Origin of the sequence: Mycobacterium sp. (assembly GCF_008709575.1) — a bacterium.
Lineage (GTDB): Bacteria > Actinomycetota > Actinomycetes > Mycobacteriales > Mycobacteriaceae > Mycobacterium.
The window spans coordinates 37,889-55,109 of record NZ_VYIK01000008.1; the positions used below are offsets into that span (position 1 = coordinate 37,889).

Annotated in this window: 20 protein-coding genes and 1 tRNA gene; 9 read left to right on the plus strand and 12 right to left on the minus strand. The window is 66.4% G+C overall.

Annotated elements, in window-relative coordinates; translation table 11 throughout:
• Positions 1-54 precede the first annotated feature (54 nt).
• Both F6Q13_RS03065 and F6Q13_RS03070 read left to right on the plus strand, forming a co-directional pair.
• Positions 55-936 carry an alpha/beta fold hydrolase gene (locus tag F6Q13_RS03065; protein WP_293052066.1) on the plus strand — a complete coding sequence of 294 codons (882 nt, stop codon included), beginning with the start codon at positions 55-57 and terminating at the stop codon, positions 934-936.
• A gap of 773 nt (positions 937-1,709) precedes the next feature.
• On the plus strand, positions 1,710-2,162 hold the full coding sequence (locus F6Q13_RS03070; protein WP_293052069.1) for a universal stress protein: 453 nt from the start codon (positions 1,710-1,712) through the stop codon (positions 2,160-2,162).
• A gap of 54 nt (positions 2,163-2,216) precedes the next feature.
• Here F6Q13_RS03070 and F6Q13_RS03075 read toward each other — a convergent pair whose 3' ends face one another.
• A complete protein-coding gene (locus F6Q13_RS03075) occupies positions 2,217-3,155 on the minus strand; it encodes a hypothetical protein (RefSeq protein ID WP_293052071.1) in 939 nt (312 codons plus the stop codon).
• Positions 3,156-3,340: 185 nt separating this feature from the next.
• On the opposite strand from F6Q13_RS03075, the gene F6Q13_RS03080 reads away from it, so the two are divergent.
• Positions 3,341-3,976 (plus strand): cutinase family protein, encoded by a 636-nt coding sequence (locus F6Q13_RS03080; protein ID WP_293052074.1) that lies wholly within the window; start codon positions 3,341-3,343, stop codon positions 3,974-3,976.
• A gap of 31 nt (positions 3,977-4,007) precedes the next feature.
• Here F6Q13_RS03080 and F6Q13_RS03085 read toward each other — a convergent pair.
• Positions 4,008-4,079 (minus strand) — tRNA-Thr (locus F6Q13_RS03085).
• Between the two features lie 63 nt (positions 4,080-4,142).
• Complete coding sequence (locus F6Q13_RS03090; RefSeq protein WP_293052077.1) at positions 4,143-4,868, minus strand: hypothetical protein; 726 nt, start codon at positions 4,866-4,868, stop codon at positions 4,143-4,145.
• A gap of 127 nt (positions 4,869-4,995) precedes the next feature.
• Between F6Q13_RS03090 and F6Q13_RS03095 the strand changes: the two genes are divergently transcribed.
• Both F6Q13_RS03095 and F6Q13_RS03100 read left to right on the plus strand, forming a co-directional pair.
• A complete protein-coding gene (locus F6Q13_RS03095; protein WP_293052080.1) occupies positions 4,996-5,715 on the plus strand; it encodes a response regulator transcription factor in 720 nt (239 codons plus the stop codon).
• Positions 5,716-5,752: 37 nt separating this feature from the next.
• Positions 5,753-7,186, plus strand: a complete 1,434-nt coding sequence (locus F6Q13_RS03100) for a HAMP domain-containing sensor histidine kinase (RefSeq protein WP_293052083.1) — start codon at positions 5,753-5,755, stop codon at positions 7,184-7,186.
• Between the two features lie 4 nt (positions 7,187-7,190).
• Here F6Q13_RS03100 and F6Q13_RS03105 read toward each other — a convergent pair whose 3' ends face one another.
• From F6Q13_RS03105 to F6Q13_RS03145, 9 genes are all read right to left on the minus strand, one after another.
• The gene (locus F6Q13_RS03105; protein WP_293052086.1) at positions 7,191-7,595 is read right to left on the minus strand and encodes an HIT family protein; all 405 of its coding nucleotides are present in this window, start codon (positions 7,593-7,595) and stop codon (positions 7,191-7,193) included.
• Between the two features lie 51 nt (positions 7,596-7,646).
• Positions 7,647-8,051: a ketosteroid isomerase family protein gene (locus tag F6Q13_RS03110; RefSeq protein WP_293052147.1), complete on the minus strand. Its 405-nt coding sequence runs from the start codon at positions 8,049-8,051 to the stop codon at positions 7,647-7,649.
• A gap of 68 nt (positions 8,052-8,119) precedes the next feature.
• A complete protein-coding gene (locus tag F6Q13_RS03115; RefSeq protein ID WP_293052089.1) occupies positions 8,120-9,247 on the minus strand; it encodes an NDMA-dependent alcohol dehydrogenase in 1,128 nt (375 codons plus the stop codon).
• 91 nt (positions 9,248-9,338) lie between these two features.
• A complete protein-coding gene (locus F6Q13_RS03120) occupies positions 9,339-9,884 on the minus strand; it encodes a nuclear transport factor 2 family protein (protein ID WP_293052091.1) in 546 nt (181 codons plus the stop codon).
• Between the two features lie 2 nt (positions 9,885-9,886).
• Positions 9,887-10,093 carry a ferredoxin gene (locus F6Q13_RS03125; protein ID WP_293052150.1) on the minus strand — a complete coding sequence of 69 codons (207 nt, stop codon included), beginning with the start codon at positions 10,091-10,093 and terminating at the stop codon, positions 9,887-9,889.
• A gap of 2 nt (positions 10,094-10,095) precedes the next feature.
• A complete protein-coding gene (locus F6Q13_RS03130) occupies positions 10,096-11,451 on the minus strand; it encodes a cytochrome P450 (RefSeq protein WP_293052153.1) in 1,356 nt (451 codons plus the stop codon).
• 8 nt (positions 11,452-11,459) lie between these two features.
• Positions 11,460-12,278: an SDR family oxidoreductase gene (locus F6Q13_RS03135; RefSeq protein WP_293052094.1), complete on the minus strand. Its 819-nt coding sequence runs from the start codon at positions 12,276-12,278 to the stop codon at positions 11,460-11,462.
• On the minus strand, positions 12,279-13,496 hold the full coding sequence (locus F6Q13_RS03140) for a cytochrome P450 (RefSeq protein ID WP_293052097.1): 1,218 nt from the start codon (positions 13,494-13,496) through the stop codon (positions 12,279-12,281).
• A complete protein-coding gene (locus F6Q13_RS03145) occupies positions 13,493-14,107 on the minus strand; it encodes a TetR/AcrR family transcriptional regulator (protein WP_293052100.1) in 615 nt (204 codons plus the stop codon). Before F6Q13_RS03145 ends, F6Q13_RS03140 begins: the two co-directional genes overlap by 4 nt.
• A gap of 189 nt (positions 14,108-14,296) precedes the next feature.
• Here F6Q13_RS03145 and F6Q13_RS03150 point away from each other — a divergent pair, with 189 nt between their 5' ends.
• The 4 genes from F6Q13_RS03150 (at position 14,297) to purD (ending at position 17,218) form a co-directional block, all read left to right on the plus strand.
• Positions 14,297-14,518: an aldehyde dehydrogenase family protein gene (locus tag F6Q13_RS03150; protein ID WP_293052156.1), complete on the plus strand. Its 222-nt coding sequence runs from the start codon at positions 14,297-14,299 to the stop codon at positions 14,516-14,518.
• A 26-nt stretch (positions 14,519-14,544) separates the two neighbouring features.
• Positions 14,545-15,405, plus strand: a complete 861-nt coding sequence (locus tag F6Q13_RS03155; RefSeq protein WP_293052103.1) for an NAD(P)-dependent oxidoreductase — start codon at positions 14,545-14,547, stop codon at positions 15,403-15,405.
• 10 nt (positions 15,406-15,415) lie between these two features.
• Complete coding sequence (locus tag F6Q13_RS03160) at positions 15,416-15,850, plus strand: carboxymuconolactone decarboxylase family protein (RefSeq protein ID WP_293052106.1); 435 nt, start codon at positions 15,416-15,418, stop codon at positions 15,848-15,850.
• A 99-nt stretch (positions 15,851-15,949) separates the two neighbouring features.
• Positions 15,950-17,218 carry a phosphoribosylamine--glycine ligase gene (gene purD, locus F6Q13_RS03165; RefSeq protein WP_293052109.1) on the plus strand — a complete coding sequence of 423 codons (1,269 nt, stop codon included), beginning with the start codon at positions 15,950-15,952 and terminating at the stop codon, positions 17,216-17,218.
• Positions 17,219-17,221: the final 3 nt, after the last annotated feature.

Genomic DNA, 17,221 nt, shown 5'->3' on the forward strand with positions numbered 1-17,221 from the left:
CGTGAACTGCGCCGGCGACGATGCAGAGCGCAGCGATGAGGAGGAGCGGCGCTGGTGACTAACACAGATCTGACCTACGAGGGCACTCTCCGTGAAATTGTCACGGAACGGGGTGTTCTGCGCTACCACGAGGCCGGCCTGAGCGATACCGGGCCGCCGCTGCTGCTTTTGCACGGTTCCGGCCCTGGCGTGACGGGCTGGCGTAACTTCCGTGGGGTCCTGGGCGCTTTCTGCGAGTTCTTTCGCTGCCTGATCCTGGAATTCCCCGGATTCGGGGTCAGCGACGACGTCGAAGGGCATCCGATGATCACCGCGTTCGACGCGGTGGGTCGATTCCTCGACGCGCTGCAGCTTGACACCGTCGACATCATCGGTAACTCGATGGGGGGCGCGGTGGCGCTCAACTTCGCGATCGCCCAGCCCGACCGGGTGGGTCGACTGGTTACCGTCGGCGGCATCGGACGCAATTTGGTAAGCCCCGGTCCGGCCGAGGGAATCCGACTGCTGCAGGAGTTCACCGAGGAGCCCACGCGGGAACGGCTGATCCGCTGGCTGCATTCGATGGTGTACGACCCGGCCGTCATCACCGACGAACTGATCGAGGAGCGCTGGAACCACGCCACCGACCCGGCGACGCTGGCCGGCGCGCGCCGGATGTACAGCAGGGCAGCCTTCGATCAGATGACCAGGGCGATGGAGGCGTCCAAGGCTCCGCAGCCATGGGCGATGATGCACCGGGTCAGGGCGCCGACGCTGATCACGTGGGGCCGCGACGATCGGGTCAGCCCGCTGGACATGGCGTTGATTCCGATGCGCACCATCCCCAACGCCGAGTTGCACGTCTTCCCCAACTGTGGGCACTGGGCGATGATCGAGGCGAAAGAAGCCTTCGAAACCGTGGTCCTGGGGTTCTTGTTGCGCAAAAGTGGCCCGTAAAAGTGGCCAAGGGTAGCCGCCGAAGTGCAACGGGCGACACGTGTACTTGGGCAATGCGTCGGCAGCTGCACTCTCGCAGCCAGGGCTAATTGACGCAGGGCACCCCGGTCCCGTCGATCGGCGGCCCCGGATCGGGAGTGGGCTCGGTGGTGGTGCGCCCGCTGTGATACGACTCTGCCGTCGCCGCGGCTTCGCCGGGAAACGGCGGCACGTAATCGTCACCGACGACGACGTGGATGCGTTGGGGACCCAGCCGCCGCTGGAGTGAGGGTCGTCAGAAGTCAGCGCGTCGGAAAAGGTGATCCCGCCCAGGCCGCCGCGACCCAGCACACTGTGGGTTCCCCACCAGCCGACTCCCGTCGCCAACACGGCCGACAGCGACACCAGGGTCGCGCCGCCGACGGATCCGACCGGGTGCCGGTTTCGCGCGGCGATGCTTACCGCTGGCTCGGCCGGCTGCCACGATCTCGACCACAGGGGCGCGCCCGCCCTGCGGCGGCGATATGCGGCAATGTACTTCAGGATTTGGTTCCAGTATGCCGCATTCCACCTGGGCAGCTCGCGGGACACCGGTGCGCAGCGCGCGGGACAGGTTCGGATCGGCGTGGGCCAGCTCTGAGGACGACGATGAATCCGCCACCCCGTGCGTGTGCTGTGAATGAGGACATTAAGCTGGGCCGTCTCATGACATACCGAGTTCACCGAATTTTCAGGACGCGGAGCCTCGCAGAGCTACCGTCGAACAACCATTGCGAAGGGGCAGGAGGGAGCCGATGACGGCCTATAAGACCGTGGTGGTCGGCACCGACGGCTCGGAATCCTCGCTGCGTGCGGTCGACCGTGCGGGTGAGATCGCCGCCGAGTCGAACGCGAAGCTGATCGTGGCGACCGGATACTTTCCCCGGGAAGAGGACCCGCGTGCAGTCGACGTCCTCGGTGAGGAGGCCTACAAGGTCCGGGGCAGCGCGCCGGTCTACGAGATCTTGCGCACTGCCCGTGAGCGGGCTAAGGCGGCGGGGGCCAAGGACGTCGAGGAGCGGCCGATCCAAAGTGGTCCGGTGGATGCTCTTGTTGACCTCGCCAAACAGGTTGATGCCGATCTGCTCGTGGTCGGTAACGTGGGGCTCGACGCGCGATCGGCAATCATCAGCCGGGTGTTTTCGGTCCCTGGCAGTGTGGCCAGCAAAGCCCACGTCGACGTGTTGATCGTGCGCACCAGCGGTTGAGCGGCGCCCAGGATCGTCATTTTCATGCGCTCGAGGGTCAGCTACCGCGGTGGTCTAGCGGGCACAGCAGCCGACCCGGGGCAGCAGATCCAATTGCTGCAGGAATCTGTGCGCCTCGCGGTAGGCGGTGGCTGTCGCGCTGTTCTGGCACGGCAACTTCCGCAGCTCTTTGGCGGCGGTTGCGAGCAAGACCATCACCTCGCCGCAAGCTTCGCGTGGGATGACGACCTTCGCGCCGCGATAGCTGCTGACAATGCACTGGATGGCCTTGGGCAGCCGCTGGGCGTCGATCGCGCCGTCCGCCGACAGGTAGGGCAGCTTCCACGTGCGGGTGTCGTTGGCTGCGCCGACATAAGCGAAGCAGTGCATGGCGAGTTTGTACTTCGGATGGAGCAGGGCGCCCGTGTCGGTGACACCGGCAATCGTGCTGTCGTCGGGGTGTGGCCCGGCGTCGAGGTCCACCACCGGCGCCGGAGGCACCTGATAGATGCCGTGCACCGACAACAGCCACAGAGCCGCTGGAGGCTGCTCGGTGTCCAGCATCACCAACGCGCGGTCGCGCAGCACCCCGTCGATCACGTCGGCCGCGTAGAGCATGGTGGCGTCGCTGACCGCGACTGCCCCGATGCTCTGCTCGGCTGCATAGCGTCGCGCCTGGTCCAGAGTCCGGTGGATCGCCGCCCGGTGCCGGGTGAGCAGACCGGGCCTTTTCACCTCCAGCACGAGTCGCTTGAACCCCGACCCGGACAACACGACGTCGGCCCGTTGCTGCTGCAGCAAGACATCCGGCAAGGGCCAGTCCAGGACGGTGGTGAACAGATCCTCGAGGACGTTCTCGGCGCTTTTTTCCGCCGCCGCCTCGGACAGCCGTTGCTGGAGTCGCTGACGGCGGCGCCCGGCAAATCCCGGCCACTCCGCGTGCATCCGTTCGACGCACTTGCGGTAGGAAGCGAGGTGGCCAAAGGCGTTATCGAGTGTGCGATCCTCAGACATCGGGTCCTCCAATGCGCAGCCAGGAATGCGCAGTCGGTATGCGTCGAGCGTACGCAGGCGCTGCGGCGTAGCGGGCGTTTCGGAGGTATGCCGGTTCGTTGCATACGCCGCGGCCCCCTGAGCTCGGCCCGCCCTGCCGAGCACTGCCTGCCGAGCCCTGGCCGCCGATGTGTCAGCATGCAGAGATGCACCCAGCCAAAATTGCGCGCATCCTCGCCGTCGCGGCGGCGGCCTCGACGCTGCCGAGCCCGCCGATCGCGATTGCGCCTGCCGTTGCCGACCCGTGTCCGTTCGCCGAGGTGGTATTCGCCCGCGGCACCGGCGAGCCCCCCGGTGTCGGCGGAACCGGCGAGGCCTTCATCGATGCACTGCGGGCGCAAGTTCCCGGACGGACCATCGAGGTTTACCCGGTCAACTACCCGGCGAGCCCCGACTACCGCGCGAGCGCAACCGCCGGCGCCGAAGACGCGAGTGCCCACGTGGAAGGCACGGTTGCGCACTGTCCCAACACGCACGTGGTCCTCGGCGGCTATTCGCAAGGCGCGGCCGTGATCGACTTTGCCACCGAATCGATGCCGGCCCGGGTCGCTGATCATGTCGCTGCGGTCGCCCTGTTCGGGAATCCATCCAGCGCATACGCGAGTTCGTTGATGGGCGGCCCGCTGCCCACCCTCGCCCCGGCCTACCGTGCCAAGAGCATCGACTTGTGCACACCCGAGGACATCATCTGCGCCGAAAACGGCAACATGGTAGCCCACCTGCTCTACGTCCAGGACGGCATGGCTAACGATGCCGCGGCATTCGTCGCGAGCCGGTTGTAGCCGCCGGCGGAGCCTGCAGTGTTTCTCGTCGAGCCCCCTGTCAGGATCGAACTGACGACCGCTCGCTTACAAGGCGAGTGCTCTACCACTGAGCTAAGGAGGCCGGTTTGGCGAGAGTCAGCGTAATCGGTCTCACCGACGTGACGCTCGTGGCGGCACCAACGTTTCACTCGTCGTAATCGACGACGTGGCGTGCACGCACGGTCCGCGGCGGGCGGCGGCCGGGCAGCGGGATGCGCTCGGCGATCGTGCTCAGCGGGTTGACGACCATGGTCAGCGAGACCACGGCATCCTGCAGGGTCGCGATGGCCGGCTCCAGCGCCTCCATCCCGGGTGCCAGCCGGCTGAGGGTGTCGGCGACGTCGGCGAGCTGTTCGAGCGGCCCGTGGCGTGCGGTCAGCTTGTCGATCAGGCCGCCTTCGGCCAGCAACCGCTCGGCAAGCCCGTCCTCGCCGAGCACCCGCTCGATGAGCCCGTCGTCGGCGGTCAGCTGGTCCACCAGCCCGCCGGGCCGCAACGCCCGCTCCAGCCCGCCGCCCTCGGCGGTGAGCCGGTCGAGCAGGCCGCCCGGCGCCGTCAACATGTCGACGACGCCGCCCGGACGCAGCAGCCGGTCCAGCGGGCCGTCGGGCGCCAGCGCGCGTCCCAGGGGGGCATCGTCGTCGAGCAAGCCGGCCAGCCGGTTGGCCCGGCTGAGCGCATCGTCGATGCCCAAAAGGTGCGCGACCGGGTTCGGTCCGGGTTCTGAACCCATCTGGGCAGCCGTCTCACCCAGCGTGCGGTGCGCCAGTTTCAGCGCCGAGGTCGCCACGGCCAGCCCCGCGTCGGCCGCGGCCAGCCCCGCCCGCGCCGGGGCGGTGGCAATGCTCACCAGGCTTTTAGCAAGGCTCATCGCCCGAGTCTATCCGGGGCGGCCCGCGCCAATGCCCAAATCAGCCGAACCCGCTGGCATTAAACTCACAGCAACTGCACCGGTTATTCGGAGATCTCACACAGCATTCTGCGAGCAAATGAAGGCTATGGCATCGACTACCACCGGCGAAAACACACCCGAGGCGCGCATCCTTGTCGTCGACGACGAGACCAACATCGTCGAGCTGCTCTCGGTGAGCCTCAAATTCCAGGGCTTCGAGGTCTACACCGCCACCAACGGACCGGCGGCCCTGGATCTGGCCCGCGAGGTCAAGCCGGACGCGGTCATCCTCGACGTCATGATGCCCGGCATGGACGGCTTCGGGGTGCTGCGTCGGCTGCGTGCCGACGGCATCGACGCCCCGGCGTTGTTTTTGACCGCGCGGGATTCGCTGCAGGACAAAGTCGCCGGGCTGACCCTGGGCGGCGACGACTATGTCACCAAGCCGTTCAGCCTCGAGGAGGTGGTCGCCCGGGTCCGGGTCATCCTGCGGCGGGCCGGCAAGGGCGTCGCCGAGCAGCGCAACGCCCGGCTGCGGTTCGCCGACATCGAACTCGACGAGGACACCCACGAGGTCTGGAAAGCCGGCCAGCCGGTGTCGCTGTCGCCGACCGAGTTCACCCTGCTGCGCTACTTCGTGATCAACGCCGGAACGGTGCTGAGCAAGCCGAAGATCCTCGACCACGTATGGCGCTATGACTTCGGCGGGGACGTCAACGTCGTCGAGTCCTACGTGTCGTATCTGCGCCGCAAGATCGACACCGGGGAGAAGCGGTTGCTGCACACGCTGCGCGGGGTCGGGTATGTGCTGCGCGAGCCGCGATGATTGTCATACCAGCTCGTCGTCGGCGACGACTGCCGAGATGACCAGACACCGTCGGATAGCACTGCCGCTGCGGGTGAGCCTGGTGGCTGCGACCCTGGTGCTGGTGGCGGGCGGGTTGGGGACCTCCGGAGTCGCGGTCACGTCGATCCTGCACCATCGGCTGATCGCCCGGATCGACCAGAACCTCATCGATGCGTCCCGAACCTGGGCGCAAGCCCCGCAACAGCTCTCCGCGGCCCAGCACGCGGAGCCGAACGTCGCCCGCCCGCCGTCGAACTTCTACGTGCGCAGCATCGGCCGCGACGGACGCACCTGGTCGGTGGTCAACGACCGCCACGCCGAGCCGGCCCTGCCGGCCAACAACGACGTCGGTCCCGAGCCCGTCACGGTCGGCTCGGTCGACGGGTCCGGCGTGCAATGGCGCGCGGTCTCGGTCAAGGGACCGCTGGGGCGGGTCAGCACCGTGGCCTACGACCTCTCGGATTTGCAGCATGCTGTGCGCTCACTGGTGTGGCTGCAGGTCGGCATCGGCGCCGCGGTGCTGCTGGTCATCGGTATCGCCGGTTATGCGGTGGTGCACCGTAGCCTGCGCCCGCTGGTCGAAGTCGAACAAACTGCCGCGGCGATCGCCGCCGGCCAGCTGGACCGACGTATCACCGAACGTGATCCGCGGACCGAGGTAGGCCGGCTTTCGTTGGCGCTCAACGGGATGCTCGCGCAGATCCAGCGGGCACTGGCGTCGTCGGAATCGTCGGCGGAGCAGGCCCGCACGTCCGAAGAGCGGATGCGACGGTTCATCACCGATGCGAGCCACGAACTGCGCACCCCGCTGACCACCATCCGCGGTTTCGCGGAGTTGTATCGCCAGGGCGCCGCCCGCGATATGGAAATGCTGATGTCGCGCATCGAAAGCGAATCCCGCCGGATGGGCCTGCTGGTCGACGACTTGCTGCTACTGGCTCGGCTCGACGCTCAACGGCCGCTGGAGCAGCACCGGGTCGACCTGTTGTCGTTGGCCAGCGACGCCGTGCACGACGCCCAGGCGGTCGCCCCCCGGCGCACGATCGCGATGGAGGTTTTCGACGGTCCCGGCATCCCGGAAGTGGTCGGCGACGAGGCCCGGCTGCGTCAGGTACTGGGCAACCTGGTCGCCAACGCATTGCAGCACACCCCCGAAAGCGCCGCCGTCACCGTGCGGGTCGGCACCGAGGGCGACAACGCCGTGCTTGAGGTCGCCGACGAAGGACCCGGCATGAACCAGCAGGATGCGCAACGTATCTTCGAGCGGTTCTACCGCACCGATTCTTCCCGGGCCCGGGCCAGCGGCGGCACCGGGCTGGGGTTGTCGATCGTGGACTCGCTGGTCTACGCCCACGGCGGGACGGTGACCGTGACGACTGCGCCCGGGCAGGGCTGCCGCTTTCGCGTTGCGTTGCCGCGGATCAAGGTGGCGGCCGCGCACGCCGGTTGAGGTCTCACGTCAATTCGGCCAGCGCCGCCCTGATCTTGGCCTGTGCCTCGTCGAGGGATTCCGGAGTCGGGTTGCGGTCGACATTGGCGAACCCGAAGTCGCTGAGGCTGCGGGTCGGGAAGACGTGGACGTGCAGGTGAGGCACCTCCAGTCCGGCGATGATCACGCCGGCGCGCTCGGTGCCGAAAGCCCGGCAGACGGCCCGGCCGATCAGTTGCGCTACGGCCATGACACGCCCGAACAGCGCGGTGTCGACGTCTTGCCAGTGGTCGACCTCGGCGCGCGGGACCACCAGCGTGTGCCCCTGCGTCATCGGCTCGATGGTCAAGAATGCGACGATCTCGTCGTCCTCGTAGACGAACCGGCCGGGCAGTTGCCGATTGATGATTTGGGTGAAGACGGTGGCCATGTGTTTGAGCATATGGCTGCGCCGGATCGCCGCCACAGGCCGGCAGCCAGTTCACTCCTCTGTGCCGAAAACCATCGCGTCGAGGTTCCAGTAACCGCGCATGTTGGTGATGAGTCCGGCCTCGTTGACCCGGTAGGTGAACACACCTCGCACCGTGCTGCTCACCCCGTTGTCAAACTTGCTGCGCAGCACCAGGATATGAGCGATCTCATCTGGAGAGCTGGACGGGAACGTCTCCTCGCAGGTGATCGTCAAGCGGTTGGCGGCGATGTTGTTGTCGTAGAACGCGGCGACGCCCTCTTTACCGCGGACGCCGGCGCCGTCGGGGTTGGTGACGGACTTGCCGATCGGGTCCTCGATGACGACGTCGTCGGCCATCAGCGCCAGCCAGCCCGCCCGGTCGTGGGCCTGCACGCACCGCCACGATGCCTGTGAAGCGGCCAGCGCCGGAGACATGGGCACGGTTTCATTGGTCATGTCGTTCCTCATCCGGTCATCATCCGGTGATCGCGGCCAGGCCTCGCTTACCGATCGGCGTCGGTGTAGCGGATGATGCCGCGAATGTTCTTGCCGTCCAGCATGTCGCGGTAGCCTTCGTTGATCTGCTCCAACTTGTACTGCCGGGTGATCATGTCATCGAGGTTGAGCTTGCCGGCCTTGTACATCGACAACAGCTGCGGGATGTCGTAGTGGGGATTGCCACCGCCGAAGATGCTGCCCTGCAGGTTTTTTTGCATCAGGGTCAGCATCGCGAGGTTCAACGTGACCTGGGTTTCGAGCATGCTGCCGATCGCGGTCGCCACACAGGTGCCGCCCTTGGCGGTCATGGTCATGTAGTTCTCGATGTCGGCGCCCTTGAGTTCGCCGACGGTGACGATCACCTTGCGGGCCATCAATCCGCCGGTGACCTCCCCGATGCCCGCCAGTGCGGCCTCGATGTCCGGATAGACATGGGTAGCACCGAATTTCAAGGCCTGGTCGCGCTTCCACTCGACCGGTTCGATCACGAATATGTAGCGGGCGCCCGCATTGACCGCGCCCTGCAGTGCCGCCATGCCGACGCCGCCGACGCCGACGATGGCGACATCTTCACCGGGTCGGATGTCGGCGGTCCGGGTTGCCGAACCGTAGCCGGTGGTGACACCGCACCCGACCAGGCAGGCCACCTCGAACGGGATCGACGGGTCGATTTTGACCACCGAGCTTTCGTGCACGACCATATACGGCGAGAACGTCCCCAGCAGCGTCATCGGGTAGACGTCGTGGCCGCGGGCCCGGATACGGAAGGTGCCGTCGCTCACGGCCGCGCCGCCCAGCAGCCCGGCGCCGAGATCACAGAGATTCCGCATGCCCGCCTGGCAGGACGGGCACTTGCCGCAGGACGGGATGAACGAGAGCACCACGTGGTCACCCACGGCGAAATCGTCCACACCCTCACCCACCGCGGTGACGATGCCCGCGCCCTCGTGGCCACCCAGGACCGGGAATCCGGCCATCGGGATGCCGCCGGTCACCAGGTGATGGTCGGAGTGGCACATGCCGGCCGCTTCCATCTGGATCGCGACCTCGTGCCTGCGCGGGTCTCCGATCTCGATTTCCTCGATCGACCATGGTTGGTTGAACTCCCAGATCAGCGCGCCCTTCGTTTTCACCGCGAACCTGCTTTCACCTCGTGCGGAATGGGGACTACTGCGACAGAGTAGTGACGTAGCTCTCAGTCTCCGCCGCAGGGTGTCGATCCGTTCACCACAGCGGCACCGGGGTCTTGCCGAGCGGGTAGTAGCCGGGCAGTTTCTCCCCGGCCAGGCCGCGTTCGATGCGCTGCTGCATGCCGGCCGACAGCTTGCCGGCCGTCATCAAGTCTGTGTAGACCTTTTGGACGTGGCCGAAGTCGAAGAAGTCGCGCTGCCACTCGATGAGCTTGTCGGCGTTCAGGCGGAACCAGCTGCCGCCGATGCCGTAGATCTCTCGCCGTGCGCCGTCGCTGTCGACGACGACCTGCTTCCAGAAACCGACGATCTCCCCTTGCCGGTCGTCGATGAGTACCTTCTGGTAAGGGTATTGCCAGTTTTCCAGGCCCGTCATCTCCAAGCCGAGCGCGATGTCGCGGATCTCGTCGATCCCGACGCACATCACGTCTTCTTTGGGCCCGATGTTCCAGCCGTAGGTGGCATGGGGAGCGTAGAAGGCCGCGAGCGGCTTCCAATCGCCGGCGTTTTCGCAATCCTTGTTGGCCTGCAGCCAGGACTGCACCCATTCTTCGAGCGCTTCGCGGGGGAAAGACACCATCGTCAGTCTTCTTTCTCGTTGATGGACAGAGCTTGTGTGGGGCAGGCCCGCACGGCCTGCTCGATGTGGCTGCGGGCGGCGTCGGGCGGTTCGGTATCGAGAAGTTCGACCTTGCCGCGCTTGGGCACCCGGAAATAGCCGGGGGCCTCCAGCTCGCACATCGCGTGCCCCTGGCACAGATCCAAGTCGGCCGCCACTCGATAGCCCATCGTCACGCTCCGCTCTTGCGGCGGCGGTAGCGCACCGCGGCGGGCCGGGCCAGCTGCACCACCATCTTGGAGTGGTCGTTTCGGTAGCTGTCCGGGGGCTGGGCCATCTCGAAGTCGTATTCGCGCAGCAACACCGAGAAGATCGCCTTGATCTGCATGGTGGCAAACGCCGCCCCTACGCAGCGGTGCCGGCCCGCCCCGAACGGAATCCACGTCCAGCGGTTGACGACGTCCTCTTGGCGCGGCTCCTGATAACGCTCCGGGACGAACGCATCGGGATCGGGGAAGTCCTCGGGGATGCGGTTGGAGATGGCCGGCGACGCCGCGACGTAGTCGCCCTTGTGGATGCCGTAGCCCTCGACCTCGAACTCGCCTTGTGCCACCCGCATCAGAATGATCAGCGGTGGATGCAGTCGCAGGGTTTCTTTGAGGACGCCTTCCAGCCGGGGGATCTGGCGCAGGGCGTGGAAGCTGACCGCTTGCCCGTCGGCATAGAGCTCGTCGAGTTCTTTGATCACCGCGGCATAGATCTGTGGGTGGCGCAGCAACTCGATCAGCGTCCACGCCGACGTGCCCGAACTGGTGTGGTGCCCGGCGAACATCAGCGAGATGAACATGCCGGTGATCTCCTCGGCGGAAAAGCGGGGCTGGCCATCGGCGTCTTTGACCGACACCAGGACGTCGAGCATGTCCCGGTCGCTCTTGTCGGCCGGGGGATTGGCGATCCGCTGGTTCATGATGTGTTCCACCAGCGCCACCAACCCGACGCGGGCCTCGTCGCGGCGGCGGAAACTCTCGATGGGCAGATACGGGTCGACGTAGCACAAGGGGTCAGTGCCGCGCTCCAGGTCGTGGTAGAAGCGGGCGAACCGGGAGTCGAGTTGGTCGCGGAATTTTCGCCCGATCAGACACGCGGTCGAGGTGTAGATGGTGAGCTCGGCGAAGAAGTCCAGCAGATCGATTTCGCCTTCGTCGCACCAGTTCTCGATCATTCGGCGCACCTCGCGCTCGATCGTGGCGGCGTGGCCTTGCATATGCTCGCCGCGCAGCGCGGAATTGTGCAGCATCTCCTTGCGGCGCTCGGGGCTGGCGTCGAACACCACGCCTTTGCCGAAGATCGGCGTCATGAACGGATAGGCCTGAGCCTGGTCAAGGGCTTCGTCGGCGGAACGGAAGAAGAACTCGTTGGCTTTCGCGCCGGACAACAACACCACCTGCTTGCCGGCCAGGGCAAATTTGCCGACATCCCCGCATTCGTCGCGCACCCGCTGCATCAGTCCGATCGGGTCGGTGCGGAACTCTTCGAGGTGGCCGTGTTTCTCGTCGCCTCCGGAGACGCGCGGCACCTCGTTGAGCACGCGCCTGCTCACCGCTGCTCCGGATACTTCAGTTGCCGACGGCGGGGCGAGGCGTCGGCCAGGGGCGCCTCGGGTTGGATCTCCAATGACGTGATACACCCGCCGCGCGGCGTCTCGGCGACGAATGCGACCGCCCGGGCCAGGTCGGCGGCCCGCAGGAAGTAGTCGTGGCGGGCCTGACCCCACTTGGCCCAGTCGGCCAGCATGGGTCCGATCGATTCGGGCGCCAGATTCCAACCCATGGCGGTCTTCGTCGGACCCGGGTGCACGATCGATGCGCGCACACCGGTTCCCTCGAGTTCCATCTGCAAAGTGCTGACCATGGCCGCTAACGCCGCCTTGGCTGCTCCGTAGGCACCCATGTGCGGACGCGCGCGCAGCGCCACGTCGGAGCCGACGAAGATCAGGTCGCCGCGTTGACGGTCGAGCATGCCCGGCAATACGGCGGTGGCCAGCCGATTCGCGCCGATCAGGTGGGTCTGCAGCTGCGACTCGAAAACTTCGGTGCTGGTCGCCTCCAGCCGGCCCACCACGGTGTCGCCGGCACTGCTGACCAGGAGTTCGATGTCGCCGAGCAGCTCGGTCGCCCGGTGTACGAACCCTTTCACCGAATCCGGTTCGGTGACGTCGAGGTACAGCGCGACGGCCTCCCCGTCTTGGGCCCGGATCTGCTCGACTATCTCTTCGCACTGGTCGACTCGGCGGGCACCCAGCGCGACCGGGAAACCGCGGCCGGCCAGCTCGATCGCGGTGGCGGCACCGATCCCGGATGACGCGCCGGCGACGAGGGCGGGACGGCGGGTCGGATGTGGTTGAAAGCGTGGCATTTACTTGATCTCCACGGTGATGGGCAGGCGGGCGAACCCGCGCACATTGCTGGAATGGACCCGCACGGCGTTGACTTCGTCGACCTGGTAGTCGCGGATCCGTTCGAACAGTTCGGTCAACGCCACCCGGGCCTCCATCCGGGCCAGGTGGGCGCCGAGGCAGAAGTGCGTCCCGCTGCCGAAACTCAGAAGTTTGGAACCGATTTCGCGTCCGATCAGGTACTCGTCGGGGTTGTCGAATGCCCGCTCGTCGCGATGGGCGGAACCGGGTAGCAACAAGAGGACGTCGCCTTGGGGGATCGTGACGCCGTGGCAGCTGAGCTCGCGCGCGACGGTGCGGGCCAGGATCTGGCTGGACGTGTCGTAGCGCAGGGTCTCCTCGACCCACAGCGGAATCCGAGACGGGTCGGCGTAGACCGGGGTCAGTTGATCGGGATTTTTGTAGCCCCAAAACACTGCATTGGCAAGCAGTTTGGTGGTGGTCTCGTTGCCGGCTATCACCATCAGGAACATGAAACCGAGGATTTCCTCGTCGGTGAGCCGGTCGCCGTCGATCTCGGCCGCCAGCAGCGCCGAGGTCAAATCGTCGGCCGGCTTTTTGCGTCGCTGCGCGACCATGTCCTGGTAGTAGCGGATGAGGTTGCACGACGCCTCGAGTGCCGACGGCGGCACGTCGGTGACACCGTCCTCGCGATGGATCACCGCGTCGGCCATGACGCGGATGCGGTCACGGTCGGCTACCGGTACACCCAGCAGTTCGGAGATGACGTCCATGGGCAGCTTGGCGGCGAATTCGCTGACATAGTCGATGGTCACCAGACCCGAAGCCGCTTTCTCGAGCATGGTCTGCAGGTGTCCTGCGGCAAGATCGCTGACCCGGGGCTCAAGTTCACGGATCCGGCGCGGCGTGAAACCCTTCGACACCAGCGTACGCAGACGCAGATGGGCCGGATCGTCCATGGCCAAAAACGACATCGTCTTGCAGGCGTGCGGCCCGCGGGACACCGGATCCAGCGAGACACCGTCGCGGTTGGACAACGCGGTGCTGTTGCGAAATCCCGCCCATACGTCACTGTGCCGCGACAGCGCCCAAAAGCCGAGCTCCTCGTTGTGGTACAGCGGTGCTTCGTCGCGCAATCGCTTGTAATACGGGTAGGGATCCTCGTGGAAGGCGTAGTCGTAGGGATCGAGGTGCGGTTTGTCGGCCGGAATCGTCATCGGTCTTCCGGTCCGATGATCAGCCCGACCACATAGGCCAACCGGTCGGCGATCTGGTGGTAGCTGAATACGCCGCTGCCCGCCTGGACCAGGGCGCCGAAGAAGGCCATCTCCAGGGCGGTCACGACACGCGGGTCGGCGTCGGGGCCGATCGCCGAGGCGATGCGGCGATGGATTTCTGCGCCGATGCGATCCCGCACGGTGCGGACGGCGGGATCGCTGCCGCCTCCGAGTAGCGCCGTCGTGCAGGCCCCGGCGACCTCGGGTTCGTCGGCGACCACCAGCACCAGGTGCCGCAACGCCTTGTCCACGCGAGCCGGCATCGGATCGTTGACGTCGGTGAAGTAGGGCACCTGGCGCACCAGGTCCAGGTAAACCTCGGCGATGAGGTGGTTTTTCGACGAAAAGTAGGTATAGGCCGTTGCCGGGGCGACTTTGGCCCGCGCAGCCACTGCACGCACGGTCAGGTCAGCGTAGGACTTCTCCCGCAGCACCTCCACACCGGCGGCGAGCACTCTGCGAAACGTCTCTTCCTGTCGACGATTACGCGGCGACTCCCCGGTGCGGTGCTCGGCGACTGATGTGATTGCCGCCACGGCATCGCTGGACACGTGTCCACTTTATCGGATAGGACGCGCCGAAACAAGTCTCTAGGGCAAAGGCCCTGTAAGAAGCCGATGTCCTCACTGTCGCCCGATCTAGCCTTGCCACCTCCGCAAACCGAGGGCTATGGTTCTTCTGGATTCTTCCGGACAAGTGTCCACCACAGTGAGGGGGGAAGATTGGCCCAGAAGACGCAACTGTTGGCCGACCGCGTCAGCGCGGTGCTGATCGATGGCAAACTGTCGCCCGGGAGCGCGGGTGTATTCCCGACGGTCAATCCGGCGACCGAGGAGGTGCTCGGCGCCGCCGTCGACGCCACCTCCTTCGGTGGCTACAAGCAATCCGGTAACGGCCGGGAGATGGGTCTGGCCGGTTTCGAGGAATACCTCGAGATCAAGGTCGTCGCGACAGCGGTGTAGTTGCGAATGGGCCGGAAAGGACGATCATGACCGCACCGGACCAGAGCCCGCGCTTGGGCTACATCGGGCTGGGCAACATGGGCGCGCCGATGGCCAAGCGGCTGGCCGGCTGGCCGGGCGGGCTCACCGTCTACGACATTCGGGCCGAGGCGATGACACCGCTGGTCGAAGCCGGCGCCGCCGCGGCCGGCAGCGTGGCCGAGGTGGCGGCCGCCGACGTCATCAGCGTCACCGTCCTCGACGACGCTCAGGTGCGTGCGGTCGTCGGCGAGCTGGCGACTTCCGCAAAGCCGGACACCGTTATCGCGATCCATTCCACCATCAGCGACACCACGGCCGTCGAACTGGCGGGCGAGCTGAAACCACGGGGCATTCACATTGCCGACGCGCCGGTCAGCGGCGGCGCCGGAGCCGCCGAGAGGGGCGAACTGGCTACCATGGTCGGAGCCGAGCGCGAGGTCTACGAGCGGCTCAAGGCGGTTTTCAGGCAGTGGGCGTCGATGGTGATCCACGCGGGTGAGCCCGGTGCCGGAACGCGAATGAAGCTGGCGCGCAACATGTTGACCTTCACCTCGTATGCCGCGGCAGGCGAGGCGATGAAACTGGCCGAGGCGGCCGGGCTGGACCTGCAGGCGCTGGGCCGGGTGGTGCGGCACACCGACGCGCTCACCGGAGGGCCGGGGGCGATCATGGTCCGCGACCAGGCTGCGCCGCTGCAACCCGAGCACTTCCTGTACCAGCCGTTCACCCACACTCGCGACCTGGGTGAAAAGGATCTGCGTCTGGCGCTGGCGCTGGGTAAGGCGGCTGGTGTGCAGTTGCCATTGGCACACATCGCCCTGCAGCAGTTGGCGATCGGACTTGGCGTGCCGCACACCGCCGACTGATTGGAGAACCGTGGACGAATTGCGCCGCAAGGGCCTGGCGAAGATGAACGAGGTCTACGCCTGGGAGATGCCCGACATGCCCGGCGACTACTTCGCGCTGACCGTCGACCATCTCTTCGGACGGATCTGGACCCGTTCGGGACTGTCGATGCGCGACAAGCGGATCATGACGCTGTCGGTGGTGACCGCACTGGGTCTGCAGGATCTGTCGGAGGTGCAAGTGAACGCGGCGCTGCACAATGCCGAGCTCACCGAGGACGAGCTGCGCGAGATGGCGATCTTTTTGACCCACTACGTCGGCTTCCCGCTCGGCTCGGGCCTCAACGGTGTCATCGAACGGGTGATCGCCAAACGCCGGAAGGCTGCCGCTGCCGGCACCGCCGACGACAAGAAAGCCAACGTCAACGACGCGGTCCGCAAGCACACCGGTTCGGACCTGTCGTAGCGCTGCACAGAAATCCCGCGCGGCGGGCACGGCCACGCCCCGCCCCGATCAACTGTGCCGTCACGCCGATGGCCGGCCGCTGGACTAAGGTCACGAGTCGTGCATGTCCTGGTGATCGGTTCCGGTGCCCGCGAACATGCGTTGCTGCTGGCCCTTCGCAACGATCCCCAGGTCGAGGCGTTGGCCATCGCCCCGGGCAACGCCGGCACCGCCCTGCTGGCTGAGCAGCATCAGGTCGATATCACCTCCAGCGATGAGGTCGTGGCATTGGCCCAGCGGGTCGGTGCTGACCTGGTGGTCATCGGTCCCGAGGTTCCCCTGGTGCTCGGGGTGGCCGACGCGGTGCGCGGCGCCGGCATCGCCTGCTTCGGGCCCAGTAAGGCGGCGGCCCGCATCGAAGGCTCCAAGGCGTTCGCCAAAGAGGTGATGGCGGCCGTCGGAGTCCGCACCGCGTCGAGCGAGATCGTCGACAGCCCGGCGCGCTTGGATGCCGGGCTGGACCGCTTCGGACCGGCCGTCGGCGAACCCGCCTGGGTGGTCAAAGACGATCTGCTCGCCGCCGGCAAAGGCGTGGTGGTGACCCCAGATCGCGCGGTCGCCCGCGCCCATGCCGCCGAACTGCTCGAGGCCGGGCACCCGGTGCTGTTGGAGTCCTATCTCGACGGCCCCGAGGTTTCGCTGTTTTGCGTCGTTGACGGCCAGACCGTGGTACCGCTGCTGGCGGCGCAGGACTTCAAACGTGTCGGCGACGGTGACACCGGCCCCAACAGCGGCGGAATGGGTGCTTATGCGCCGTTACCCTGGCTGCCTGACGACATGTGCCGCACGATAGTCGGTGAGATCGTCCAACCTGTTGCGGCCGAACTAGTCCGGCGCGGCACCCCGTTCTGCGGGTTGCTCTACGCCGGGCTGGCGATCACGGCGAAGGGCCCGGCGGTGATCGAATTCAACTGCCGATTCGGTGATCCCGAGACGCAGTCAGTGCTGGCACTGCTGGATTCGCCGCTGGGCCAGCTGCTCTATGCAGCAGCCACCGGTGAGCTGGCCGGTTTCGACCAACCGCGCTGGCGAGCCGGCGCAGCGGTGACGGTAGTGCTCGCGGCGGAAAACTATCCGGGCCGGCCGCGGACCGGAGACGTCGTGGTCGGAGCTGAAGCCGAAGGGGTGTTGCATGCCGGGACAGCCCGGCGCGATGACGGTGCGATCGTGTCGTCGGGTGGCCGCGTCCTCTCGGTTGTGGGGACCGGTCCCGACCTGACGGCAGCCCGAACGGCGGCCTATGCGAAGCTGAAGTCAATCCGGCTGCCGGGCGGTCATTTCCGCACCGATATCGCGCTGGCAGCCGCCGAGGGCGCAATCCACGTCTGAGGG

Excerpts from the sequence above, each read along its gene's own strand:
- F6Q13_RS03080 (WP_293052074.1), top strand. The coding sequence starts at position 3,341 with ATGCACCCAGCCAAAATTGCGCGCATCCTCGCCGTCGCGGCGGCGGCC.
- F6Q13_RS03155 (WP_293052103.1), top strand. The coding sequence starts at position 14,545 with ATGACCGCACCGGACCAGAGCCCGCGCTTGGGCTACATCGGGCTGGGC.
- F6Q13_RS03105 (WP_293052086.1), bottom strand. The coding sequence starts at position 7,595 with ATGGCCACCGTCTTCACCCAAATCATCAATCGGCAACTGCCCGGCCGG.
- F6Q13_RS03095 (WP_293052080.1), top strand. The coding sequence starts at position 4,996 with ATGGCATCGACTACCACCGGCGAAAACACACCCGAGGCGCGCATCCTT.
- F6Q13_RS03090 (WP_293052077.1), bottom strand. The coding sequence starts at position 4,868 with ATGAGCCTTGCTAAAAGCCTGGTGAGCATTGCCACCGCCCCGGCGCGG.
- F6Q13_RS03100 (WP_293052083.1), top strand. The coding sequence starts at position 5,753 with ATGACCAGACACCGTCGGATAGCACTGCCGCTGCGGGTGAGCCTGGTG.
- F6Q13_RS03075 (WP_293052071.1), bottom strand. The coding sequence starts at position 3,155 with ATGTCTGAGGATCGCACACTCGATAACGCCTTTGGCCACCTCGCTTCC.
- F6Q13_RS03140 (WP_293052097.1), bottom strand. The coding sequence starts at position 13,496 with ATGACGATTCCGGCCGACAAACCGCACCTCGATCCCTACGACTACGCC.
- F6Q13_RS03110 (WP_293052147.1), bottom strand. The coding sequence starts at position 8,051 with ATGTCTCCGGCGCTGGCCGCTTCACAGGCATCGTGGCGGTGCGTGCAG.
- F6Q13_RS03125 (WP_293052150.1), bottom strand. The coding sequence starts at position 10,093 with ATGGGCTATCGAGTGGCGGCCGACTTGGATCTGTGCCAGGGGCACGCG.
- F6Q13_RS03135 (WP_293052094.1), bottom strand. The coding sequence starts at position 12,278 with ATGCCACGCTTTCAACCACATCCGACCCGCCGTCCCGCCCTCGTCGCC.
- F6Q13_RS03070 (WP_293052069.1), top strand. The coding sequence starts at position 1,710 with ATGACGGCCTATAAGACCGTGGTGGTCGGCACCGACGGCTCGGAATCC.
- F6Q13_RS03120 (WP_293052091.1), bottom strand. The coding sequence starts at position 9,884 with ATGGTGTCTTTCCCCCGCGAAGCGCTCGAAGAATGGGTGCAGTCCTGG.